Here is a 25,083-nt window from a genome sequence, read left to right as displayed (position 1 = left end):
TTTGCGCGCAAACGTGGCAGAAAAGTGGAACAGGGCGCCAGTTTTGGGGCAAACTCTTTGGTTTTCAACAGTTCGACAAGGCCTCCCCATGACCTCTGCGTCTTCGGTTGATGAGCAACGATTCCGCAAACTTCTAAGCCGCAATGTCAGCCTGCCGTTAGGCGTCGGCCTGATCAGCGCGGTTTTCTTCGTCTCGCTGATTACCTATTTGCTGTCGACGATCCAGTGGGTCGAACATACCGACCGTGTGATCAATAACGCCAATGAAGCGGTGAAGCTGACCGTCGATCTGGAAACCGGCATGCGCGGCTTCCTGCTCAGCGGTGACGACAAATTCCTCGAACCCTACGAAACGGCCAGGCCGAGAATCAAAGTCGCGCTCAATACTTTGCTCGACCTGACGGCTGACAACCCGGTTCAGACCGATCGCTTGCGTCGCCTGGAAGCGTTGCAGACCGAATGGGCGGCCTATGCGCAGTCGATGATCGACTTGCAGCGCGCAAGCGGTGACTACCGCGGCGCGGTGAAGGCCGGGCGCGGCAAGCGGCTGACCGACGAGATCCGCAAGCAGTTCGAAGAAGTGATCGACACCGAGCAGCAATTGCGCACCACGCGCAACGAGGAAGTGCGCCGCACGACGGTCTGGAGTATCAGCCTTTATTTGTTGTTCATCGCCGTGATCAGCGGTTTACTGGCCTACGTCGGCCGGCGTGATTTGCTCACGCTTTCCCAGAATTACGGCGCCAACCTCGCCGCGCAACAAGCCAGCGCCCAGCGCCTGGAGCAGCAAGCCTGGCTGCGCAATGGCCAGACTGAACTGGCGGAGCAAGTGTTGGGGCAGCTGAGCCTGAATGTGCTGGGGCGCAATATCCTGCAGTTCTGCGCGCACTACCTCGGCACGGCCGTGGCGGCTATCTATGTACGTGAGGAGCATGGCGGCCTCAAACGCATTGCCTCTTACGGTTTCTCTCGCGAAGAAGAACAGCGCGAACAGCATATTTACAATGAAGAAGGCATTGCAGGCCAGGTGGCGCAAACGGCCCGCCTGATTCGCCTCGACGCGGTGCCGGAGAATTACTTCAAGGTCAGCTCCGGGCTTGGCCAAGGTCTGCCGCGAAGCGTGCTGGTGGTGCCGACCAGCGATGACGAACGGGTCAACGGTGTCATCGAATTGGGGTTCCTGCGCCCGCTGAATGAACGCGATGTCGAATTGCTCGAGCTGATTGCCGGCAACATCGGCACCTCCATCGAGGCCGCTCGCTATCGCCAGCGTTTGCAGGAAGTGCTGGCCGAAACCCAACAACTCAACGAAGAGCTGCAAGTCCAGCAGGAAGAGTTGAAAACGGCCAACGAAGAACTGGAAGAGCAGTCGCGGATTCTCAAGGAATCCCAGGCCCATCTGGAAACCCAGCAGGTCGAGCTGGAGCAAACCAACGAACAATTGGCCGAACAGGCGCAGATCCTGGCCGAACAGCGCGATGTCATGGACCTGAAGAACACCGAGCTCAATCAGGCCCAGACCCTGCTCGAAGAACGCGCCGAAGAGTTGCAGCGCTCAAGCAAGTACAAGTCCGAATTCCTCGCCAACATGTCCCACGAGTTGCGCACGCCGCTGAACAGCTCGTTGATTCTGGCCAAGTTGCTGGCGGAGAACCCTCAGGAAAACCTCAGCGCCGAACAGGTCAAGTTTGCCGAGTCGATTTACTCGGCCGGCAATGACTTGCTCAACTTGATCAACGACATTCTCGACATCTCCAAGGTCGAGGCCGGAAAGCTTGAGATGCGCCCGGAAAACACCAGCGTTGCGCGTCTGGTGGATGACTTGCGCGGGATGTTCCAGCCGCTGGCGACCGACAAGCAGCTGGATTTCCAGATCGATCTGCAGCCCGGCGCGCCGATGATGATGTTCACCGACCGCCAGCGCTTGGAGCAGGTGATCAAGAACCTGCTGTCGAACGCGGTGAAGTTCACCGAAAAAGGCGTCGTCAGCCTGACCGTGGCCAGTCAACCCAACGACGGCATCGCCTTTATCGTCCGCGACTCCGGGATCGGTATTGCAGCGGAACAGCAGGAAAGCATTTTTGAAGCGTTCCGTCAGGCCGATGGCACCACCAATCGCCGTTACGGCGGCACTGGCCTGGGGTTGTCGATTTCCCGCGACCTGGCGGCATTGCTCGGTGGTTCCATCAGCGTCACCAGCGAACCGGGGCAAGGCAGCGTGTTTACCCTGGTCTTGCCGCAGCAATACGTTGAACCGGGCGAAAAACCGGTAGAGCCAATGAAGGCGTCGCCGGTTGCCCGCACGCCGAAAGCTGCGCCGGCCGCCCTGGTGCCGCTGATCGCTGAAGTGGATATCCCGCGTTTCAACGACGACCGCACCCACGCGCCGTTCACCACTCGCTGCATCCTGGTAGTGGAAGATGAGCCGAACTTCGCGCACATCCTCTACGATCTGGCGCACGAATTAGGTTATCAGTGCCTGGTGGCCCATGGCGCCGACGAAGGTTACGATCTGGCCAAGGAATACATTCCGGACGCCATCCTGCTGGACATGCGCCTGCCGGACCATTCCGGGCTGACCGTGTTGCAGCGCCTGAAGGAGCACGCGGAAACCCGGCACATCCCGGTGCATGTGATCTCCGTCGAAGACCGCGTCGAAGCCGCGATGCACATGGGCGCCATCGGTTACGCGGTCAAGCCGACCACTCGCGAGGAGCTCAAGGACGTGTTCGCCCGCCTCGAGGCCAAGCTGACCCAGAAGGTCAAGCGCGTGCTGCTGGTCGAAGACGATGATTTGCAGCGCGACAGCATTGCCCGCTTGATTGGCGACGATGACATCGAGATCACGGCGGTAGGCTTCGCTCAGGAAGCGCTGGACTTGCTGCGCACGACGATTTTCGACTGCATGATCATCGACCTGAAGCTGCCGGACATGCTCGGCAACGACCTGCTCAAACGCATGTCCACCGAGGATATCTGCTCGTTCCCGCCAGTGATCGTCTACACCGGGCGCAACCTGACGCGTGATGAAGAAGCCGAACTGCGCAAGTATTCGCGCTCGATCATCATCAAGGGCGCGCGCTCGCCGGAGCGTCTGCTGGACGAAGTCACACTCTTTTTGCACAAAGTCGAATCCAGGCTGTCCCATGAACGGCAGAAGATGCTCAAGACCGCGCGCAGCCGCGACAAGGTCTTCGAGGGTCGCAAGGTGCTGCTGGTGGATGACGATGTGCGCAACATTTTCGCCCTCACCAGTGCGCTGGAGCAAAAAGGCGCAGTCGTGGTCATTGGTCGGAACGGCCGTGAAGCGATTGAAAAACTGAATGAAGTCGAGGACATCGATCTGGTGTTGATGGACGTGATGATGCCGGAGATGGATGGTTTCGAAGCCACCATCGAGATCCGCAAGGACCCGCGCTGGCGCAAACTGCCGATCATTGCGGTGACGGCCAAGGCCATGAAGGACGATCAGGAGCGCTGCCTGCAGGCCGGCTCCAACGATTACCTGGCCAAGCCCATCGACCTGGATCGCCTGTTCTCGCTGATTCGAGTGTGGTTACCGAAGATGGAACGTATCTAAGTGGAGCGCAATTATTCAGCCGAGCGAAGTAGCGAAATCGAATTGCGGTTGTTGATCGAGGCGATCTACCTCAAATACAGCTACGACTTTCGCGACTATTCCGGCGCATCGATCAAGCGGCGCGTCCAGCACGCGCTGGGCCAATTTGAGTGCGCTACCATTTCGGCGTTGCAAGAGAAGGTGCTGCACGATCCGACGGCGTTCATGCAGTTGCTGCAGCTGCTGACGATCCCGGTCAGCGAGATGTTCCGCGACCCTTCGCACTTCCTGGCGATCCGCCGGGAAGTGGTGCCGCTGCTCAAGACCTATCCCTCGATCAAGATCTGGATCGCCGGATGCAGCACTGGTGAAGAAGTCTATTCGATGGCGATCCTGCTGCGCGAAGAAGGCTTGCTCGATCGCACCATCATCTACGCCACCGACATCAATCCGCGCTCACTGGAAAAAGCCAAGCAGGGGATTTTCTCGATGGAAAATGTCCGGGCCTACACTTCTAATTACCAGCACGCCGGTGGCCAGCGTTCGTTCGCCGACTACTACACGGCGGCGTACGGCTACGCGATTTTCGACAAGAGTTTGTGTGAGAACGTGACCTTCGCCGATCACAGCCTGGCAACCGACAGTGTCTTTTCAGAAACTCAATTAATTTCGTGTCGTAACGTTTTGATTTACTTTAATAAAAAACTTCAGGATCGCGCCTTCGGATTGTTTTACGAGTCGCTGTGTCATCGTGGTTTTTTGGTGCTCGGGAGCAAGGAAACCCCTGATTTTTCCGCCTTCGGCAACCAGTTCGAGCCGTTGGTCAAACAAGAACGGATCTACCGCAAACTATGAACAGTGGAGCGGATTTGCCTTCGGTCGAGGCGATTGTGATCGGTGCTTCCGCCGGAGGAGTCGAGGCGTTGCTGAGCATCCTCAGTTCCCTGCGCGAAGGCTTCGTGCTTCCAATCATTGTGGTCCTGCACTTGCCGGATCAGCGCCGCAGCCATCTGGCCGAAGTGTTTTCCCGGCGCGTGTCCATGCGGGTCCTGGAAGCCCGGGACAAGACCCAGGTTGAAGCCGGGACACTGTATTTCGCAGCACCTGGCTATCACTTGTCGGTGGAGCAGGACCGCTCCTTTTCTCTGAGCCTGGAAGACCGCGTGCATTATTCACGGCCCGCCATTGATTACCTGTTCGAGTCAGCCGCCGATGCCTATGGCCCGGCCTTGGCCGCGGTATTGCTGACCGGCGCCAACCGCGATGGCGCCAGCGGCCTGGCCAAAGTCAAACATCGCGGCGGCCTGACCATCGTGCAGGACCCGGATGAAGCCCAGGTCGCGACCATGCCCCAGGCAGCACTGGATTTGCACCAGCCGGACCACATACTTCCCATACGCGGCATCGGCCGTCTGCTTGTCGAGCTGGAACGAATAGCATGCTAAGTCACATTCAAGCCAAACTGCTGATCGTCGACGATCTGCCGGAGAACCTGTTGGCGCTCGAAGCGCTGATCAAGCGCGAAGACCGTTTGGTCTATAAAGCCCTGTGCGCCGACGAAGCCTTGTCGCTGTTGCTGCAACACGAGTTCGCCATGGCCATTCTTGACGTGCAGATGCCCGGCATGAACGGCTTCGAACTGGCCGAGTTGATGCGCGGCACGGAAAAGACCAAGAACATCCCCATTGTGTTTGTCAGTGCGGCCGGTCGTGAGCTGAACTATGCGTTCAAGGGCTACGAAAGCGGCGCCGTGGACTTTCTTTACAAACCGCTGGATATCCACGCGGTCAAGAGCAAGGTCAACGTATTCGTCGATCTGTTCCGTCAGCGTAAAGAGATGAAGCTGCAAGTCGAAGCGCTGGAACAAAGCCGGCGCGAACAGGAAGCCCTGCTCAAACAGTTGCAGAGCACGCAGCTGGAGCTGGAACAGGCGGTGCGCATGCGCGATGACTTCATGTCGATCGTCGCCCACGAGGTGCGCACGCCGCTCAATGGCCTGATCCTCGAAACCCAGCTGCGCAAGATGCACCTGGCCCGTGATAACGCCTCGGCTTTTACCCTGGACAAGATGCATGCGATGGTAGACCGCGACGAACGGCAGATCAAAAGCCTGATCCGCCTGATCGAAGACATGCTCGACGTGTCGCGCATTCGTACCGGCAAGTTGTCGATTCGGCCGAAGCGCTTCGATCTCACGGCACTGGTGAGCGGTTTGCTGCAGAATTTCGCCCCACAGATCGATGCCGCCGAATCGTCGGTCACCCTGGACGCCGAGCAGTCGGTGGTCGGCAGCTGGGACGAGTTTCGCATTGAGCAGGTGATTTCCAACCTGCTGACCAATGCGTTGCGTTACGGCGCCAAGAGCCCGATCACCGTTAAGGTGTACAGTGAGAGCGGTCAGGCGCGGGTGGAAGTGCGCGATCTGGGGATCGGTATTGGTGAAGAGAACCAGAAGCGTATCTTCCAGCAGTTCGAGCGCGTCACGGCGAAACACGCCGTTGCCGGGCTGGGCCTGGGTTTGTTTATTTCGGAACAGATTGTGACCGCCCATGGCGGTTCCATTACCGTCGAAAGCCGGATTGGCGAAGGCGCCTTGTTTCGCGTTTGTCTGCCGCTGTAGGAAAACAGCCAGATAAACGCAACCTCTGATCGACCTCACGGTCGTATCAGCAGCTATTGACCGAACAAAGGCTTCCCATGAGCGAAGATGCACAAGACGTCGTATTGATCGTCGAAGATGACCCCTCGATCCTGATGGTGCTTTCTGCCTATCTGTCGGGGGAGGGCTACCGGGTGCTGCAGGCCGAAAACGGCGAGCAGGCCTTTGAAATCCTGGCGAGCAAACCGCACCTGGACATGATGATTACCGATTTTCGCCTGCCGGGCGGAATCTCTGGCGTGCAGATCGCCGAGCCGGCCGTCAAGCTTCGACCGGAACTCAAGGTGATCTTTATCAGCGGTTATCCGCAGGAAATCCGCGAGACCGATAGCCCGATCACCCGCAAGGCGCCCATCCTGGGCAAACCCTTCGATCTGGATGTGTTGCAAGACCTGATGCAGGAAATGCTCTCGTAATACCCCTGTAGGAGCTGCCGCAGGCTGCGATCTTTTGATCTTAATTTTTGGCGATATCACGAATGCCAAAAACAAGATCAAAAGATCGCAGCCTGCGACAGCTCCTACAGGAACGCATCAGCGCAGCGATAGGTCGCCGTGTTCAGGTCCGGATCATCTCCCGCACCTTCGCCGTCAACAGGTCGAAGGTGAACGGCTTGGTGATCATCTGCATGCCGGGATCGAGGAAGCCCCCGCGCACCTCGGCGTGTTCTGCATAACCGGTGATAAACAACACCCTGAGGTCAGGCCGGTACTGACGGCCAATTTCCGCTAGCTGCCGGCCATTCATGCCGGGCAACCCGACATCGCTGATCAGCAGATCAATACGCTGCGCGGAATCGAGAATCGGTACCGCGCTGTCCGCATCCCCCGCCTCGACAAAGGCATAACCCAACTCGCTTAACACAGTGCTGACCAATACCCGCACCGCCGGATCGTCCTCGACGATCAACACGGTCTCACCGTTCTGCGCGAAGGGTGCGTGCTGGGTATCGACCGGGCCGTGCTGCGGCAGATCACCGCCAAAACGCGGAAGAAACAGACTCACCGTGGTGCCTTTGCCCACGTCACTGTCAATGGCGACGTGGCCGCGAGATTGTTTGGTAAAACCATAGATCATCGACAACCCGAGGCCAGTGCCCTGGCCAATCGGTTTGGTGGTGAAGAAGGGGTCAAACGCGCGGTTGATAGTGCTTTGCGGCATGCCACACCCGGTATCGGTGACGCTCAAGACCACATAATCACCCGGTTCCAGGCTGCCCTGTGCTTTGGTCATGCCCGCGTCCACGTGTAGATTTTCGGTTTTAACCACCAGTTTGCCGCCATTGGGCATGGCATCCCGCGCGTTGATCACCAGGTTGAGCAGGGCACTTTCCAGTTGGTTGGGATCGGCTTCGGCGACCCACAGGCCCTCGTTCAACTGCATGTCGAGCTGAATGCTTTCGTTGATGCTGCGCTGCAGCAGTTCACCCATGGACACCACCAAGGTGTTCATCTCCACGGGTTTTGAATCCAGTGATTGCCGTCGGGAAAACGCCAGTAAACGATGGGTCAGGCCGGCCGCCCGGTTGGCCGATGTCACGCCCAGGTCGATCAGGCTGTCCAGATCGTCGGTACGCCCTCGGGCCAGGCGTCGACGCAGCAACTCCAGACTGCCGATGATGCCGGTGAGCATGTTGTTGAAGTCGTGGGCAATACCGCCCGTGAGTTGGCCGACCGCTTCCATTTTTTGCGACTGGCGCAGGGCTTCTTCGTTATGCCGCAGCTGCGCAGTCCGTTCCTCGACTTGCTGTTCAAGGGTTTCGAGGGTGGTTTGCAGGCGCAGTTCGCTTTGACTCAAATCAATCAGCCGATCCCTGGCCTCATACTGTCGTCGGCGCCCGCGCAAAGCGGTGGTCACCAGGCTGATCAGGGTGACCGGATGGAACGGGCGTTCAAGAAACGTGACGTTGCCCAGTTGCGGGCCGAATCGCGACGCCGGATTCTGTTCCGGGCCGCCATGGTAGGTCAGCAATACGATGGGCAGGTCCGACCAGGCGGGCTGTTGCTCGATCAGGCCGAGCAGCGGCTCCAGGTCGCCGCCCAGCAAGGCTTCGGAGGAGATCAGGAGTAATCCGGCGCCGAGCACCAGCTCGCCGCATAGGCCGACAAGGTCACGGGTAATGACACCTTCGAAACCCGCTTCATTGAGCATCATCAGGGCGATTTGGCTGTCACGTCCTAGCGGGGCGAGAATAATCGCGCGCTCGGACACCGCCTTTGGAGCGCTCACGGGATTTCATCCGTCAGCAATGGATTGCTCGCACCCAAGTAGGTCGGCACGCCGCGCAATACGCCCTGGAAGGCGTCCAGCGGTTCACCGATGGTCATGCCGCGGCCGCTGATGCGGTATTCGCGAATGGTCGACTCATGGCTGCCCGTGCGTTTCTTGATGATCGAGATCGCTCGGCGCACCTTGCCCAGCGCTTCGAAGTAACGCAAAAGAATCACCGTGTCCGCCAGATAAGTGATGTCCACGGGCGCTTGCATGTCACCGACTAACCCGTGCTGGGCAACGGTCATGAAGGTCGCGGCGCCCTGGCGGTTGAGGTACAGCAATAATTCGTGCATGTGCAGGATCAGCGCGTTTTCTTCAGGCATCGCCGCCTGGTAGCCGTTGATACTGTCGATGACCACGGTCTTGATGCCGCGCTCATCGACGCAACGACGCACTCGGTGGGAGAACTCGCCGGGGGACAATTCTGCAGCATCCACTTGCTCGATCAGCAGGTTGCCGGTGTCTTGCAGGGCCTGCAGGTCGATGCCCATGTTATTCATGCGTTCAAACAGCAAGCCGAGCTCTTCATCGAAAATGAACAGCGCGGCTTTTTCGCCACGGGCCACGGCTGCGGCGGCGAAAATCATGGAGATCAGCGATTTGCCGGTACCGGCCGGGCCCAGGATCAAGGTGCTCGAACCAGTCTCGATACCGCCACCGAGCAGGGCGTCCATTTCCTTGATGCCGCTGGTGAGTTGCGTGCGGATGTACTTGCCGCGATGTTCGGCGGCGACCAGGCGTGGAAATACATGCACGCCATCACCCATGATGGTGAAGTCGTGATAGCCACCACGGTACTTCTGCCCGCGATACTTCACGACGCGGATCCGCCGGCGTTCGGCACCATAGTTGGGGGTCAGTTCCTCAAGGCGAATAACGCCATGGGCCACACTGTGGACGGTTTTGTCGAGGGATTCGGTGGTCAGGTCGTCCAGCAACACCACGGTGGCGTCATAACGCACAAAGTAGTGTTTGATGGCCAGGATCTGGCGCCGGTAACGCAGGGAGCTTTGTGCCAGCAGGCGAATCTCCGAAAGGCTGTCGAGCACCACACGGGTGGGCTTGACTCGTTCGACCACTTCGAAAATCTGCTTGGTGGCTTCACCCAGCTCAAGGTCGGAGGAGTACAGAAGGCTCTGCTGATGCTCTGCATTGAGCAGGCTTTCCGGCGGTGTCAGTTCGAAGATGTGGATGTTCTTATCCAGCTCCCAACCATGGGACAACGCCCCTTGGCGCAACTCTCGCTCGGTTTCCGACAACGTGATGTACAACGAGCGCTCGCCGGCTCGTGCGCCGGCCAACAGAAAATGCAAGGCGACGGTGGTTTTGCCGGTTCCGGGCTCACCTTCCAGCAAAAACACATGGCCGCGTGACAATCCACCGGCCAGGATGTCATCCAGACCTTCAATGCCGGTGGCGGCTTTTGCACTGAACAACTCGTTAGATGTAGACAAAAAAAACCCTCTCATGACCAGGGAAAGCGAGGCAGCAGGCTGTAAGTGCCTGAATGGACTGCCTGATCACTTGACCTTTGGCCCTGATGAGCGTTCAACCTTTTTTGGTGGCAAAAGCAAAAAATCGCAGCCTGCGGTTGTCCGTATTCCTTGTAGAAGCTGCCGAAGGCTGCGTTCGAGTGCGCAGCACTCGCCATCCATTGTTAGCGGGCGCTGCGCACCCGAACGCAGCCTGCGGCAGCTGCTACAGGGGCAATCTTTTACAGGCCTTGCTGCAACACCGGATCGTCGGGGTTCATCTGTTCAAGTTGCGCCAACAGAATCTGCACGTTCTGCAGCTGCCCGCTTTCTTTCCAATAGTTGATCAGCAATACCCGAGCCTTGCGGTCGGCCGGGTGGCGCTGGACGATTTCCTGTAACTGCTTCTGCGCCGCTTCCAGTTCTTCCTCGCCATGCAGCGTGGTGGCCAGGTCGTAGCGGTAATCCTTGTTGTCCGGCTCGAGCTCCACGGCCTTGGACAGACCGAGCAAGGCGAATTCACTTTGGCCGTGATGCAGCAGCCAAAGGCCCAGGGCATGTTGCAAGTAAGCCGATTCGGGCTGAGCCTGCAGCTGCTTGGCCAGCAACTGTCGCGCGGCGTCGCTTTGCCCCTGTCTGTCCAACACATCAATCTGCATTACTAGCGCAGGTAAATTGCCTGGGTCCAGATGCAACGTTTGTTCGAGGGCCTGTTGGGCTTCCTTCAACTCGGCATTGTGCAGATGCAGTCGAGCCAGCTGGTAGAAGTTGGCGGCGCTTTGCGGCGCATTTTTCAGATCCTGTTCCCAGGCATCGATGGCTTGCTCCAACGGCCCGAAGTACAAGCCCAGATCATCCGGCGAAAGCCCGAGCAGCGCATTGACCGCGGCGAGCCGCACGCTCTGCTCGCTATCGTCGAGCAAGGGCCCGAGCAACAGGCTGCGCTGCCCGTTGGGCACCAGTCCGCTGATGCTTTTGATCGCGGCAATGCGCACCTCGGGTGCAGGGTGTTGCAGGTCCGCGTCTGCCAGTTTCAGGGCCTGGGGGCTCGGGTAGTTGGGGAGCTCGGCGTGCAGCCAGATGCGTCGTTTGGGGGAAATATCAGGGCGCCCCATTTGCTGGTACAGGACCCGCGCGGCCCCCGGTTGACCCGCTCGCGCCTGAGTCAACGCTTCGCTGTAGCCGCGCTTGATCGCTTCCGGGACCACGGGAGTTGAACTGCGCAGGAACGCCCAGGCAAGACCCATGGCAAACAAGGCACAAACGCTGATGAGCAGATATCGGCGGGACTGGGGCATGCAGGAATCCGTTGCTGGCAAGCTTTTGCAAAGGCGCCAGCTTCGGTCAGGCAGGGCCGTGAGTCAAACCCTGGCTCAGTTCAGCACGTACTCGATGGGCTCGAGGGCCGGCGGCAGATCGGTTTTGCCCAAGGCGGCCAGCACTTCACGCTCCAGAGTGCGCAAGATCGCATTGCAGGGCAGATCGTTCTCATCAAAGCCGAACGGGTCCTCAAGGTCGTCGCCGATTTCATCGAGGCCAAAAAAGGTGTAGCTGACAATGGCGGTGAATACGGGCGTCAACCAACCCAGCGGTTCGGCCATGGCGAAGGGCAGCAGGATGCAGAACAGGTAAATCGTGCGGTGCAGCAGCAAGGTGTAGGGGAAAGGCAGCGGCGTGCTTTTGATCCGTTCGCAGCTGGCCTGAACCTGACTAAGGCTGACCAGCCGGGCTTCGAGTTGGGTGTAGCGCCATTCGCTGATCCGGTCACGGTGGGCAAGCGCCGAGAAGCGGCCGCCAATGCGCTGGAGGAGGGCGTCGGTCAGGTTCGGGTGGTCGGCTTCTATAGCGGATTGCGTCCAGGGCCCGATGGCAGTCGACTCATCTTCCCGGCGCAGTCGAGCGATCAAACCATGGGCAAAGCCACAGAGCTCGCGTAACAGAAGCGCTCGTTCAACCTCGCCCATCAGCCCTTGGGTCTGACGAATCAGCGAGCGCACCTCGATGATCAGTTGCCCGAGTTGCTTGCGGCCCTCCCACCAGCGGTCATAGCAGGCGTTGTTGCGAAAGCTCATGAAGATCGACAGCGACAGGCCCAGCAAGGTGAAAGGCGTGGCGTTGACCTTGGAAAAGGACGCCGGATGCCAGGTCTCGACCAGCACAATCACTGAAGCCAGCAGCGTGACCAACAGACTGCGCAACGCGATGCGCTTGGCAATCGAGCCTTTGAGGGAAAACAGGATGCCGATCAGGTTCGGCTTGGCACGCACAATCATGGGCAGCGGCTTTTTGAGTGAGGCTTTCGCAGCGGTTCCAGCCTAGGAGCATGGCGCGTGTCTGTCCAATCGCTATGGTTGACGGGATCATCAATTGCATCTATTGCGCGACGGTCGCTCAGTAACACCCAATCGTCCATCTGTGCAGTCAGGGTGCGCTATTAGCGTTTTTTGCAAGATGTAAAAAGGTGAAGTCCTTAGGCTTGTTGAAAATGAACCTGCCTGAACGGAAAGAAACTCAATGCTTGCCCCATGTAACGCAACTGAGATTGGTGGTCTGTCGCAAATACCTTTTTCGAGCCCCAGTTGCCAAGTACAAACCCCCCTCGGCAGCAGGGTTATGACGATTGAGCCTAGTCCTGAGAACCTGCACTACGTGGGTGGCAGCGTGATGGGACATATCGCAGGACTGGATGCTGAAATATCGCCCCCAGTATTCGCCTGCAAAAACTTCATGACCTCTCATAGAGACTTTGTTGATCAGGGGGATGTTGACCGGCAATGGCAAGCTTTAAAGGAACACCTGAGGAGTTCGACATTTTCTGAAGAAGAGGTACTTGAGGTCCTGCGCAGCGGAATTTTGCAAACAGAAACGGGCAAGGCCATTGCTGGATTGTTTGCCGACGCAATGTTGCGCTCGATCCGGCCGCTGGGGACGCTGACCAACACAAGACTAAAAGAAATGGTCGAAGCCATTTGTAATTTACCACCCCGTCAATGGCAGGCTGCGTTTGGAGAAAATGTAAGGCTTGCGAAAGAGCCAAACGAGGAAAGCGTTGCGGGGTTTATCCAGTCACACCTCGACCGCTCCAGTACGCAACGCGACGAACGGATCGCAAACGAAGAGTTACTTTCGGATGCTCAGTGGGAGGCCATCAAGCACACCACGGTGAAAGCCCGCAGTTACGTTCAGCGCACAAGCGACAGCAGGCTGAACATCGCACTTAGAATGCTTGAAGATGTTCTTGATGTCAGGCCCACGCCCCAGGAAGCTCAAACACTCGTGAACGAGCTTTTTACCGCGCTCAACCAGCCGGTACAGAGCGATCGAGTGCGTTGGACGGATCATTTTTTGAAAGAGGTCGAGGTTCTGAATGAACAGCTGAAGCCTGTCGAGCGGCCCAAGGAAACCTGGCTGGAGTGGATAGCAGGTTCGAGCTGGCTGGAAAGCATGGTGGGGCGTCCGGTTTCGTTATCGGCGCCACTAAGCGTTTTTGCAGCACCGGTGACTGCACTGCTAAACAAATCGGGATCGGCCCCCTCTCAGAAACCCCAGGCATCGGATCATCAATCTGCTCCGGATGCCGTTCGGTCGGGCTCCGATCCGCTTCCCACTGTCAACGATCCTGCTCCGACACTGCTGTCGAAGCTTCAAACCTTTGAGCGTAATACTGATTTTTTCTCAAGCGTCACTAACACTGGCCCACGTGTCCCCGAGAGCTTCGCTGGCAAACTCTTATACGTTCTTAATGTGCTCGATACGTTCGGAGTCGCGCGCCTGGACAGTCGCCACATTTCAACAGGCCGCCCCGCAATCGCAATAAAGCCAAGCACCGAGGCGTGGAAAAATGGGGAAAGCAATTTCTCAACACCGCCATTTGGCGCAACACCCGAGCCCCCGAATGCCGCTATTCGCACAGACGCCTGGTCCACTTTGGGGCAGTTCGCTGCACAAGTGGATAACGTTGTCAGCCAGATCGCCGGTTACATAATGCCGTGGGACAGCGTGCATGGCTCAGCCGATCTGGAGGAGGTGAAAGTGTTACTAGAACCGTTTAGTTCGCTTGAGCACTCTCCCGTATATCAACCTCTTAGCGAACCGTTAAGCGATCAGCCGTCCGTGCCCGAATTGAACGTTGTCGGTGAGCAATTGCAGGGCTGGCTGGCCCGGATGAGCGCGAGCCTGATCAGCAGCGGAGTGGCTGTGTTGAGTCGTACTGGCGACATGATCGAGCAAAATCCGGGTAAAACTGCTGGTGTGTTTGCTGCCTACATGGCGATCAGTAACTTTTACACTCACTGGTTCCTGCCTGAACCCGAGCAGCCGATTGATCCATTGCAGGGCCTCGAACTCTATCCTGATGCTGCGCCTGATGAAAACTCGGTAGTTCATGAAAATATAGTCGAGGGTCTTGAGGACTTATTTGAGGTTTCTCCAGAGTTTGCAAGTGAAGTAAAAAAACTTATCAGCAAGTCTGATTACCTTGATCCCGCCGACGACCCACAGTTGATTGAGAACCTCGAGGCACTTTTGCAGCGACCTGTGCCAGGCGACCAAAATGTGACCTATCAGGATTACCTCGATGAAATCACTGTATTGGCGGCATCAGACGCTCATGATGAGTTTGAGGCAGACCCGGATAGCGAATCAACGACCGAGACCGCCGTCACAACGGATGCCGCGCCGGGACTCATTCGCAAGGTGCGCAGCTTGGGGGGCGACGGGGGCATGTTCGTCAACATGCAAACTTCAGAAAGTGGCGTAGCTGCGCATGCGTCAGCACACTTGCTCATTGAGGCAGGACAACGCTCATTAGATGCCGAGATTTCTATTCGGCCGGGTGAGGAAATCGCACCCGGTGTCACGATAAGCCAGGCGGCAGATATATTTATCAAGGATTTTGTCGAGCTGCAGACAGTATTGGATCCGTCATTATTCATCTTGTCGTCTGTAGAGCAAGTTGTGGGTAACTCGGATTTACCTGATAGTTTAAAATCAGATATAAGCTATAAAACAGTGTTTAGAGTCGAATACGATCTGCCACCCCCAAATGGCAAGCATGGCGGTTATTTTAAAAAAACAAGCAGGCATAAAATGTTCACCCTGGCTGAATTGTTGATGGGGCGACACGAAAAAGAGGTGCAATCACGTGAGGAGGTCAAGATCGACTGGCCTTCCGGGTATACCGATGGGTTCAAGGATGCGGTGAAGCAAAGCAATCTTTGGAAAGATTATGAAGGGCGTTCTGCAAAAGTTCTTTCTCAACCAAAATTCTTCGAACTATGGAAAGACAATTTTAAGTTCAAGTTGCAACACTTGGTCAGTGATTTTCGCGAAGGGAAAAACATTTCGGAGCATGGAAGGGAAATTGCCGATAAGTTTTTGAAAGACGAAATTCGATTAAGGCCTGTCGGCATCAAGCAAGGCAAGTACAGCGATATGCTTCATGTCTCGAATGCTGTTTTTTTAACCAGGGGGCAGGGGCCTGACGGACTATTTGTTTTCTTGGGTGGGAACGAAACGGTCATCGAGAGTCCTGTCGAGCTCTTTAAAAAAGACGGAAAGTCAATTGAAGAGTTTCCTCAGTTAAGAAATGAGCTGTCAAAGCGAATCCCTCTAAAAGATCTGTTGGCTCGGGATGATGATGATTTTAAGTACAGCCAAGGGAGATTTGTTTGGGGGTTTAATCCTGTTGGTATGTTTGAAAATTATAAATGGCCTTTTACACCGATCATATTTGGTCGGAAGGACGGTCCCACTAATTATGGGGAGCATCATGATGCCTTTAAAGAATTGTTTGCCGATGTGGTTGATAAGGCTAAGTCTGACATGGACATGATGACGTCAACATGGGCCGAGCGCACTGTCGATAAATTGATGGGTGTTGTGGCGGACTCATTGGCCGGTTTTGCAATCATATTGGCACTACCAGGAGCGGCGGTCGCAGGTATTGCCTTTATGATGGGAGCAAGTGCTTCGGCGGCTCAGTATGTACGCGGGGCATTAAATGACGACCCCTTGGAGGCGAATCGACATAAAGCCAATGCCGTAAAAGGTATGGTTGGCCAAGTCGCGGGTCCGTATATAGGGAAGGTACTGGGGAAAGTGTTTTCCAAGGTGGTGGACTCCCGAATCGCTGGAAAAATTGGCGAACACTTGAAGTATTCCGGTGTTCTTCCTGAAAAAGTAGCTAAGCACTTTCCAAAGTACGGGCACGTCGCGTCACCGCTCGTGGGCAACGCTAATAAAATAGAGAAATGGATTGCTCCGCGAGTCAGGAATGATTGGGTTATTCAGGATAAAGTTAATCGGAAACTTACCAATAATGTAGTCGTGGGTCGATTGAAGTCTTTGGGCAAAGGCCCTCAGGTTGCACAAAGACTCATGGACCGCTCACGCGTGTTGTATTTTGGTGGTCCGAAAGAGGGGTATGTATATCGAGGGTTCGCCATGCGGGGCGACATGCGACCACCCCATGAAGTGTTTGCCAATGGCTTTAAGTCCCCGGTCAAGGGTGGAGTTAATTCCGGCGTGCAAACATCAGGTTATTACGATAGCAACGGTCTGGGCGCTTTTCACAATGGCGGAAAGCAAGGAGGATATACCTATTTGATTGATGGCAGGGGTGTTGGCGCAAAGGACGTGCTGAGGAATAGCAACTGGCAGGCAGGTTCCGGCTTACAGCTCGGTTCTAATCCCTATCAAGTAAACTATGCGAAAGGCATTCCGGGCTCGCAAATAGTGGGTGCCTACGACAGTGCTGGCAAGTTTATTCCCAATCCGAGCGCGCTGAGCAATGCAATTAAAAAGAGCATTCCTCAACCATTTACAGATTCGGTTCCTTTTCCGATAAAAAAAGCTGTTCAAAATGCAAACGCCACACATACACCGGTTGGATTCCCCCAATGAAATGAGGGGGAGACCAAAAGCGTTTGTGATCGAACTGATGGTGGATAGGCTCGGCGCACAAACTCATCCGGCCCGTCCATGCAGTGACTACGCTTGCTGGAGATGACTCGACGAGCGTTCCCATGCAAGCGCTGCTGCAGTATTTCAAGGCGATACTGAATCCCGGCCCCGGAGTGCTGCTGTTCGCCATGAGAACCATTGCGGCCGGCCTGCTGACGCTGTACCTGGCCTTTTTGTTCGATCTGGACCAGCCGAAGTGGTCGATCATGGCGGTGGTCATCGTCAGCCAGCCATTGGGTGGCATGGCCTTGGCCCGAAGCTTTGGCCAGGTCATCGGCACCACCCTGGGCGCCGTCGTGGCGGTGGTGATCATGGCGATCTTCCCCCAGGCGCCGTTGCCTTTCATCGTGACCCTGGCGTTGTGGCTGGCGCTGTGTACCGCTGGCGGCACCTTGTTGCGCTATACCAGTTCCCAGGCGTTTGTGTTGAGTGGCTACACGGCAGTGGTCGTGGCGCTGCTGGCGGTGCCCGATCAGGACGGCACGTTCCTGCTGGCCGTGACCCGTGTAACCGAAACGCTGCTGGCGGTGGCCTGCGTGTGCGTGGTGAGCCTGCTCACCGCGCGGCCGGAAAGCGTGGCCCGGGATTACTTCGCCAAGATCGATCAAGTGATCAAGCTGCTCGCGACCCACGCGGCGGCCGTCATTCGAACCGAAGAAAGCGACACCGATTTTCACCAGCGCCAGATGCAGTTGCTCGGTGCGATCAGCGCCCTGGAGGGCGTGCGTCGGCATTTGTATTTTGATGCGCCGCGCTTGCGCAGCGCCAATGGACTGGTGCAATTGTTGGGTAATCAGTTGGTGTTGCTGACCTCGCGGCTGACGGCTTTGCGCCACCAGCGGGAGCTGCTTGCCGAGCGTTGGGAAGGCGCGTTGCCGGAAGAAATACAGCGTTTACGTGCCGAAGAACTGGTGTTTCTCGACGATTTGGCTCTGCAGGGACGCTCGCTATCTGCCGAGGCTCGGCACCGTTTCGGGGCGCTGCAACAGCGGTTCGACGATCAAGCTTATAAGGCCGAACAACTCACCGAGACGATGCCTGCCACGTTGCGTTCACTGGCCTGGGCTCTGCGCTGGGAGCAGGCGCGGATGTTGGAGCAACTGGGGCAGGTTCTGGAGTTGAGCGACGCGATCCAGAACGGGCGCGCAGCGAGTAGCATGTTCCGCGGCCAGGACAATCCGCTGCATCTGGACTTCACCTTGGCGGCGATGAACGCGATCCGGGCATTTACGGCGTTGGTGGTGGCCGGGATGATCTGGGTCGAGACCGGTTGGGACGGGGCTCGCGGCGGGATGATTGTGTTGGGCATTCTCTGTTCGCTGATGGCAACGTTTCCACGGCCGTTGCTGGCCAGCCAAAGTTTTGCGCGGGGGTTGGGCCTGGCACTGGTGGTGTCAGCGCTGTACTTATTCCTGCTGATACCGATGATCAGCGACTTCGAGTTACTCGCCTTGTTGCTCGCCCCCTTGCTGTATGCCGTCGCGGTGGGGCTGTCCAGTCCGCCAACCACTGGCACCGGCATTGGTCTTGGACTGACCACGATGCTGTTGCTGGGCCCGCAAAACGTCGGCGTCGGCCAGAACTCTGCCATTCAATGGTTCGAGTTTGCCGCTGCGTATATCTGCGCGGCTGCACTGGCGCTCAGTGTCTATGCCTTGATCTTTCCGTTCCGGCCCGTGCTGCGAATACGCCGACTGTTCAGGGAGAACTGTGAGCAGGTTTACGCGTTGCTGAAGACGCCGCCTACCGATGAACAGCAGTTTGCCTTTGAAAGCCGCCTGGTCGATCGCTTGACCATGATGTTGGGATTACTCCCGGCCACCAGTGACAAACAATCGCGCGAGCTGTTTGAAGTCAGCCTCGGTTGCATGGCACTGGGTGTGGCGTTGAATCAACTCAGGCAGCAGGGGCAAGGCAACACATTGCTCAGTACAGCGCAACAAAACCGTTTGCGGGTGGCGGTTCGTGAGACCGGTCGATTGATCGCCGGGCGAGCCGGGATCGAGCTTGAACAGTTGCTCGGCAATTTGCGGGTGCTGGGTGATGAAATGGACGACTTGCAGCTGGACGTGCATGAACACCTGTGGTCGGTGTTCAGGATGCGCGTGGCGCTGCTGATCGTGGTGTCATTTCTGCAGCGCTACCGCCAATACTTTCAACCCTCGGACGTGGAAGGAGTACCGGCCCTTGCCCATTGATCTGGAAGTGGGTGGCGTCTATCTGCCACCGATCGCCCAGGCGCTGTTACTGGCCTTTCCGATTTTCCTGGTGCTGGACTGGACCTTGCGGCGCATTGGCGTGCTGCATTTTGTCTGGCACGAGGCATTGTTTGAAGGCGCCTTGTACGCCTGCGTATGCGCAACGCTGATCCTGCTGATGGGAGCCTGATGCCTTGAAAAAGATTCTTCCTCTGCTCACAACCCTGGCGGTGGTAGGGCTGGCGTTTGTCCTCGGCTGGTTCGCCTGGGAGCATTACACCCGCGCGCCGTGGACCCGGGATGCGCGGGTGCGGGCCGATGTGGTGACGCTGTCCGCCGATGTGTCAGGTCGCATTGTCAGCCTGGGTGTCCAGGACAATCAGCATGTCGACAAGGGGCAATTGCTACTGGAGATTGATCCGGCACGCTATAGGCTGGCGGTGGAACATTCCAGGCGTTCCGTGGAAGTGGCTAAAGCTACGCTGGGTCAGTCCCAGGCCTCGATTGTTGCCAGTCAAGCACTGCTCAAGCAGCGCCAGAGTGAGGAAGTCCGGCGGCGGACCCTCAAGCAGCGGGCTGCGATTTCGGGTGAAGAGTGGGAAAAATCCAGCACCGAAGTGGCAGTGGCCCAGGCTGAGTTGTTGCGCAACCAGGCCAACCTCGGTCTTGCCCAGGCCAATGTGCAATTGGCAATCGCAGCACTGACCCAAGCCGAACTGGATTTGCAGCGGACACGGGTCGAATCGCCTGTCAGCGGTTACGTGACCAATCTGCTGACCCGTCAGGGCGACTATGCAACGGCCGGTGGTGCGCTGTTGGCGTTGGTCGACAGTGACTCGTTTTACGTCAGCGGCTATTTCGAAGAAACCAAGCTGCCGCGAATCGAGGAGGGCGACCGCGTCCGGATTGAATTGATGAGCGGCGAGACCTTTGGCGGCACCGTGCAAAGTATCGCCTTCGCCATCGCCGACCGGGAAAACCTGCCCGGTGGACGCCTGCTGGCCAATATCAACCCCAGTTACACCTGGGTCAAGCTGGCGCAGCGAGTGCCGGTGCGGATCGAGATCGACGCCGATTACCTGGCCAAAAACCGTTTGCGCGCCGGGACCACCGCCACCGTAACCGTCCAGGAAATCCGCAACCCTGAAGATCACCGCTAACCCCTCCTGTAGGAGCGAGCTCGCTCGCGATGGTGTGTCATTCAACACCCATGTAGCTGACACACCATCGCGAGCAAGCTCGCTCCTACAAGGGCCGGCGGGCATTCTTACCAAAAAAAAGCCCCGCGACCGAATGAGGCGCAGGGCTAAAAAAGTTGGTCGGTTGCGGCCAACCAACGGAGCTCGATGAAACGTTACTTGCTGGCGACGGTTTCTGGTTGCCAGCCACCGCCAAGGGCTTTGTAGATCGCGACAATGCCGCGATACAGATCGGTTTCGGCCAGGGCCTGGGTATCTTCGGCCGCCAGACGCTCACGCTGGGCATCCAGCAGGACGAGGAAGTCCACGGTGCCTTCGCGGTAGCGAATCTCCGCCAGGTCCGCAGCGGAGCGGCTGGCTTCGCTCTGGCGAATCAACGAAATCAACCGCTGCTGGCGTTTGCCGTAATCGCTGAAAGCGTTTTCCGATTCTTCCAGCGCCAGCAACACTTGTTGCTCGTAAGTCGCGAGGGCGCCTTCGGCATCGGCATCGGCACCGCGAATACGGGCGCGCACACTGCCAAGGTCGAACGCGGCCCAGGTGATACTTGGGCCGAGTGCCCAGGCGTTGGCCGCCGAGGAACCGATCTGCGAACCGCGCCCGGCGGTAAAGCCGAGGAAGCCGCTGAGGCTGACCTGAGGGAACAAATCAGCCGTGGCCACGCCGATACGGGCGGTAGCGGAGGCCAGTTTGCGCTCGGCGCTGAGTATGTCCGGACGCCGTTGCAACAGTTCGCCCGGATCGCCGATCGGCAATGCCTTGGCGATGGCAGGCAAGTCTTTGGGGCTCAAGTCGACGGTCAGCTTGTCCGGACGCTCACCCAGCAGGGTTGCGATGCGGTTTTTCTGCCGAACCTGTTCGGCCTGCAACTGAGGCACGCTGGCTTCGACCGAGGCGAGGCGTGCGTCGGCACGCTCCACGTCCAGTTGATCGCCGACGCCGGCATCACGCAGGCTTTCGGTGATCTTGCGTGATGCCTGCTGGTTCTGCAGGTTGGCCACGGCGATCTTTTCGCGCAGTTGCGCACCGCGCAGTTGGCCGTACGAGTCCACCAGCTCCGCAATCATGGTGACTTGCAATTGGTACAGATCAGCCTCGATCGCCTGTTGCTCAGCGTTGGCCGATTCCAGGTTGCGCTGGATGCGGCCGAACAGATCGATTTCCCACGCCATGTCCAGGCCCAGGTCGTAGCGTTCGCTATTGACCCGCTTGGTGGTCTGGCCAGGAATTTGACCCTTGCCCAGATCACTGCTGGCGCGGCTGGTGATGGTCGGCATTGCGTCGTTGCTGACGTCGTCGCGAATCGCCCGGGCCGCTTTCCAGCGGGCAAAGGCCACGCGCAGATCACGGTTGCCTTGCAGCGATTGAGTCACCAACTGGTTGAGGGTCGGGTCTTCGAACTGCTGCCACCAGATGCCTTCGAAACGCGAGCGGTCGAAGTTCTTCTGACCGGCAGCGCCGTCGGTGGCGGTCGTGATGTGGGCCGGTTCAGTGGCCGGGGTCTTGTAGTCCGGGCCGACGGCACAGGCGCTGAGGGCCAGTACCAGCAGGCTCGGCAGAAAGGCTTTCAGGCTCATTGTTGCGACTCCAGTTTCAGGGCCTTGGCCGCTTTGCGCTTTTCGCCGCGCTCCACGAAATTACGGATCAACACGTAGAACACCGGCGTCAGCAGCAGGCCGAAGAAAGTCACCCCGAGCATCCCGGAGAACACCGCCACACCCATGGCGTGACGCATTTCGGCACCGGCACCGCTGGAGAACACCAGGGGCACGACACCCATGATGAACGCGAAGGACGTCATCAGGATCGGCCGCAGACGCAGGCGGCACGCTTCGAGCACCGCAGCCAGCGGGCTCATGCCTTCGTCCTGCTGTTTGTCCTTGGCGAATTCGACGATCAGAATCGCGTTCTTACACGCAAGTCCCACCAGTACGATCAAGCCGATCTGGGTGAAGATGTTGTTGTCGCCTCCCGAAGCAATCACACCGGTGATGGCCGACAGCAGGGTCATCGGTACGATCAGGATCACCGCCAGTGGCAGGCTCCAGCTTTCGTATTGAGCCGCGAGCACCAGGAACGCCAGCAGTACACAGAGCGGGAACACGAACAGCGCGGTGTTGCCGGACAGAATCTGCTGGTAGGTCAGGTCGGTCCATTCGTAGGTCATGCCGTTCGGAAGTTCTTCCTTGAGCAGTTTCTCGATGGCTTTTTCGGCCTGGCCAGAGCTGTAGCCCGGCGCCGCCGCACCGTTGATTTCAGCGGTGATGAAGCCGTTGTAGTGCATCACGCGGTCCGGACCCGAGGTGTCGCTGACCTTGATGAAGGTCGCCAGCGGGATCATCTCGCCTTTGTTGTTACGCACTTTCAGCTGGCCGATCTGGTCCGGCTCGAGACGGAACTGTTGCTCGGCCTGAACGTTGACCTGATAGGTGCGACCGAAGCGGTTGAAGTCGTTGGCATACAGCGAACCCAGGTAAATCTGCAGGGTGTCGAAGATGTCGCTGACGGCCACGCCGTGGGTCTTGGCTTTTTCGCGGTCGATGGCGGCATCGACCTGCGGCACGTTCACGGTGTAGCTGGTGAACAGGGCGGCCAGTTCCGGCACGTTGTGGCTTTTGTTGATGATGTTCATGGTTTCTTTGTACAGCTCTTCGTAGCCCAGGTTGCCCCGGTCTTCGATCTGCAGGCGGAAACCACCGATGGTGCCCAAGCCTTGTACCGGCGGCGGCGGGAAGATCGCCATGTAGGCTTCCTGAATGCCGGCAAACTGGCCGTTCAAGGCACCGGCAATCGCACCGGCGGACATGCTCGGGTCTTTACGCTCGTCAAACGGTTTCAGGGTCACGAAGACGATGCCGGCGTTAGGACTGTTGGTGAAACCGTTGATCGACAGGCCGGGGAAGGCCACCGCACTTTCCACGCCCGGCTGTTTCAGGGCGAGGTCGGACATGCGTTTGATCACGTCTTCGGTACGGTCCAGGCTCGAGGCATCCGGCAGTTGCGCGAAGGCCACCAGGTATTGCTTATCCTGGCCCGGAACGAAACCGGTCGGGGTGCTGGAGAAACCGAAGAAGGTCAAAACCATCAAGCCTGCGTACAGCATCAGCGCGATTCCACTGCTGCGGATAACCCGGCCCACGGTGCCGACATAACCATGGCTGGCCTTGTCGAAGAAGCGGTTGAACGGACGGAACAACCAGCCACCGAAGATTTTGTCGAGGACCTTGGAGAAACGGTCCTTCGGCGCATCGTGGCTTTTGAGCAGCACGGCAGCCAATGCAGGCGACAGGGTCAGCGAGTTGAAGGCCGAGATCACGGTCGAAATCGCAATGGTCAGGGCGAACTGCTTGTAGAACTGGCCAGTCAGCCCGGAGATGAACGCCGCCGGGATAAACACCGCACACAGCACCAGCGCCGTTGCGATGATCGGCCCCGTCACTTCACGCATGGCGCGCTTGGTGGCTTCGACCGGGGTCAGTCCCAGTCCGATGTTTCGCTCGACGTTCTCCACCACCACAATGGCGTCATCCACCACGATACCAATCGCCAGTACCAACCCGAACAATGACAGGGCGTTCAGCGAGAAGCCGAACAAGTGCATCACGGCAAACGTACCGATCAGCGAAACCGGCACCGCCACCAACGGAATGATCGAAGCACGCCAGGTTTGCAGGAACAGGATCACCACCAGGACAACGAGGATCAGTGCTTCGAAGAGGGTGTGAACCACTGCTTCGATGGAGCCGCGCACGAAGATCGTCGGGTCATAGACAATGCTGAAGTCCATGCCTTCCGGGAAGTTCTTCTTCAGCTCGGCCATCTTGCCGCGCACTTCGTTGGAGATTTCGATTGCGTTGGAGCCAGGGCGCTGGAAGATCGGGATCGCCACCGCCGGCTGGTTGTTCAACAGGGAACGCAGGGCGTATTGGCTGGAACCCAGTTCGACGCGAGCGATGTCTTTCAGGCGAGTGATTTCACCGTTGTCGCCGGAGCGAATGATGATGTTCTCGAATTCTTCCTCGGACACCAGGCGACCCTGGGTGTTGACCGACAGCTGAAACGCGGTGGCATTCGGCGCGGGCGGCGCGCCCAGTGCACCGGCGGCTACCTGACGGTTTTGTTCACGAATCGCGGTCACGACATCGGTTGCAGTAAGGTTGCGCGAAGCGGTCTTGTTCGGATCGAGCCAGACACGCAGCGAGTAATCGCCCATGCCGAATAACTGCACGTCACCGACCCCGCCCAGGCGCGCCAGCTCATCCTTGATGTTGAGCAGGGCATAGTTGGACAGGTAAAGCATGTCGTAGCGCTTGTCCGGCGAGGTCAAGTGCACAACCATCGTCAGGTCGGGCGACGCCTTGTCCACAGTAATACCGATGCGCGTCACTTCTTCTGGAAGCTTCGGCTCGGTCCGGGTCACGCGGTTCTGCACCTGCACCTGCGCGTTGTCCAGGTCAGTGCCCAGGGCGAAGGTGATGGTCAGGGTGATCTTGCCGTCTGCGGTGGACTGCGAGGACATGTACAGCATGTTCTCGACGCCGGTGATGGCTTGCTCCAGTGGAGCGGCCACGGTTTCACCGATGACTTTTGGGTTGGCACCCGGGAAGTTGGCCCGGACTACAACGGTCGGCGGCACAACTTCCGGGTATTCGCTGATCGGCAACTGGAACAGCGAGATGGCGCCGGCGATCAGGATCAGCAGCGACAGTACCGCTGCAAAGATCGGCCGTGAAATGAAGAATTGGGAAAAATTCATTGT

Annotated in this window: 15 protein-coding genes; 9 read left to right on the top strand and 6 right to left on the bottom strand. The window is 57.8% G+C overall.

What is annotated here, in order from left to right:
• Nucleotides 1-88 precede the first annotated feature (88 nt).
• The 5 genes from ACA052_RS15370 to ACA052_RS15350 all read left to right on the top strand — a co-directional run bounded on the left by ACA052_RS15370 (nt 89) and on the right by ACA052_RS15350 (nt 6,634).
• On the top strand, nt 89-3,580 hold the full coding sequence (locus ACA052_RS15370; protein ID WP_497645641.1) for a response regulator: 3,492 nt from the start codon (nt 89-91) through the stop codon (nt 3,578-3,580).
• Nucleotides 3,581-4,414, top strand: a complete 834-nt coding sequence (locus ACA052_RS15365; RefSeq protein ID WP_497645640.1) for a CheR family methyltransferase — start codon at nt 3,581-3,583, stop codon at nt 4,412-4,414.
• Nucleotides 4,411-5,004: a chemotaxis protein CheB gene (locus tag ACA052_RS15360; RefSeq protein WP_497645639.1), complete on the top strand. Its 594-nt coding sequence runs from the start codon at nt 4,411-4,413 to the stop codon at nt 5,002-5,004. Before ACA052_RS15365 ends, ACA052_RS15360 begins: the two co-directional genes overlap by 4 nt.
• The gene (locus ACA052_RS15355) at nt 4,998-6,179 is read left to right on the top strand and encodes a hybrid sensor histidine kinase/response regulator (protein WP_497645638.1); all 1,182 of its coding nucleotides are present in this window, start codon (nt 4,998-5,000) and stop codon (nt 6,177-6,179) included. Before ACA052_RS15360 ends, ACA052_RS15355 begins: the two co-directional genes overlap by 7 nt.
• A 77-nt stretch (nt 6,180-6,256) precedes the next feature.
• Complete coding sequence (locus ACA052_RS15350) at nt 6,257-6,634, top strand: response regulator (protein ID WP_497645637.1); 378 nt, start codon at nt 6,257-6,259, stop codon at nt 6,632-6,634.
• 142 nt (nt 6,635-6,776) lie between these two features.
• On the opposite strand, the gene ACA052_RS15345 is transcribed toward ACA052_RS15350, so the two are convergent.
• The 4 genes from ACA052_RS15345 to ACA052_RS15330 all read right to left on the bottom strand — a co-directional run bounded on the left by ACA052_RS15345 (nt 6,777) and on the right by ACA052_RS15330 (nt 12,237).
• Nucleotides 6,777-8,447 carry an ATP-binding protein gene (locus ACA052_RS15345; protein ID WP_497645636.1) on the bottom strand — a complete coding sequence of 557 codons (1,671 nt, stop codon included), beginning with the start codon at nt 8,445-8,447 and terminating at the stop codon, nt 6,777-6,779.
• Nucleotides 8,444-9,946 carry an ATPase domain-containing protein gene (locus ACA052_RS15340; RefSeq protein ID WP_497645635.1) on the bottom strand — a complete coding sequence of 501 codons (1,503 nt, stop codon included), beginning with the start codon at nt 9,944-9,946 and terminating at the stop codon, nt 8,444-8,446. The genes ACA052_RS15345 and ACA052_RS15340 overlap by 4 nt, the downstream gene beginning before the upstream one ends.
• A 260-nt stretch (nt 9,947-10,206) precedes the next feature.
• Entirely contained in the window at nt 10,207-11,262 is a 1,056-nt protein-coding gene (locus ACA052_RS15335; RefSeq protein ID WP_497645634.1) for a tetratricopeptide repeat protein, read from the bottom strand.
• Between the two features lie 75 nt (nt 11,263-11,337).
• Nucleotides 11,338-12,237 (bottom strand): bestrophin family protein, encoded by a 900-nt coding sequence (locus ACA052_RS15330; RefSeq protein WP_497645633.1) that lies wholly within the window; start codon nt 12,235-12,237, stop codon nt 11,338-11,340.
• A 340-nt stretch (nt 12,238-12,577) separates the two neighbouring features.
• Between ACA052_RS15330 and ACA052_RS15325 the strand changes: the two genes are divergently transcribed.
• From ACA052_RS15325 to ACA052_RS15310, 4 genes are all read left to right on the top strand, one after another.
• Nucleotides 12,578-16,867: a hypothetical protein gene (locus ACA052_RS15325; RefSeq protein ID WP_497645632.1), complete on the top strand. Its 4,290-nt coding sequence runs from the start codon at nt 12,578-12,580 to the stop codon at nt 16,865-16,867.
• Between the two features lie 122 nt (nt 16,868-16,989).
• Entirely contained in the window at nt 16,990-19,125 is a 2,136-nt protein-coding gene (locus tag ACA052_RS15320) for an FUSC family protein (protein ID WP_497645631.1), read from the top strand.
• On the top strand, nt 19,115-19,315 hold the full coding sequence (locus tag ACA052_RS15315) for a DUF1656 domain-containing protein (RefSeq protein ID WP_497645630.1): 201 nt from the start codon (nt 19,115-19,117) through the stop codon (nt 19,313-19,315). The genes ACA052_RS15320 and ACA052_RS15315 overlap by 11 nt, the downstream gene beginning before the upstream one ends.
• A 4-nt stretch (nt 19,316-19,319) precedes the next feature.
• Complete coding sequence (locus tag ACA052_RS15310) at nt 19,320-20,285, top strand: HlyD family secretion protein (protein WP_497645629.1); 966 nt, start codon at nt 19,320-19,322, stop codon at nt 20,283-20,285.
• A 194-nt stretch (nt 20,286-20,479) separates the two neighbouring features.
• Here ACA052_RS15310 and ACA052_RS15305 read toward each other — a convergent pair whose 3' ends face one another.
• Nucleotides 20,480-21,901, bottom strand: a complete 1,422-nt coding sequence (locus tag ACA052_RS15305) for an efflux transporter outer membrane subunit (protein WP_497645628.1) — start codon at nt 21,899-21,901, stop codon at nt 20,480-20,482.
• Nucleotides 21,898-25,080: an efflux RND transporter permease subunit gene (locus ACA052_RS15300; protein ID WP_497645627.1), complete on the bottom strand. Its 3,183-nt coding sequence runs from the start codon at nt 25,078-25,080 to the stop codon at nt 21,898-21,900. Before ACA052_RS15300 ends, ACA052_RS15305 begins: the two co-directional genes overlap by 4 nt.
• Nucleotides 25,081-25,083 lie beyond the last annotated feature (3 nt).

Source organism: Pseudomonas sp. LBUM1644 (assembly GCF_059716195.1).
The sequence above is the reverse complement of the archived record's forward strand: the minus strand, read 5'-3'. Positions and strand labels throughout refer to the sequence as shown.

Excerpts from the sequence above, each read along its gene's own strand:
- ACA052_RS15370 (WP_497645641.1), top strand. The coding sequence starts at position 89 with ATGACCTCTGCGTCTTCGGTTGATGAGCAACGATTCCGCAAACTTCTA.
- ACA052_RS15360 (WP_497645639.1), top strand. The coding sequence starts at position 4,411 with ATGAACAGTGGAGCGGATTTGCCTTCGGTCGAGGCGATTGTGATCGGT.
- ACA052_RS15355 (WP_497645638.1), top strand. The coding sequence starts at position 4,998 with ATGCTAAGTCACATTCAAGCCAAACTGCTGATCGTCGACGATCTGCCG.
- ACA052_RS15350 (WP_497645637.1), top strand. The coding sequence starts at position 6,257 with ATGAGCGAAGATGCACAAGACGTCGTATTGATCGTCGAAGATGACCCC.
- ACA052_RS15335 (WP_497645634.1), bottom strand. The coding sequence starts at position 11,262 with ATGCCCCAGTCCCGCCGATATCTGCTCATCAGCGTTTGTGCCTTGTTT.
- ACA052_RS15330 (WP_497645633.1), bottom strand. The coding sequence starts at position 12,237 with ATGATTGTGCGTGCCAAGCCGAACCTGATCGGCATCCTGTTTTCCCTC.
- ACA052_RS15325 (WP_497645632.1), top strand. The coding sequence starts at position 12,578 with ATGACGATTGAGCCTAGTCCTGAGAACCTGCACTACGTGGGTGGCAGC.
- ACA052_RS15320 (WP_497645631.1), top strand. The coding sequence starts at position 16,990 with ATGCAAGCGCTGCTGCAGTATTTCAAGGCGATACTGAATCCCGGCCCC.
- ACA052_RS15305 (WP_497645628.1), bottom strand. The coding sequence starts at position 21,901 with ATGAGCCTGAAAGCCTTTCTGCCGAGCCTGCTGGTACTGGCCCTCAGC.
- ACA052_RS15300 (WP_497645627.1), bottom strand. The coding sequence starts at position 25,080 with ATGAATTTTTCCCAATTCTTCATTTCACGGCCGATCTTTGCAGCGGTA.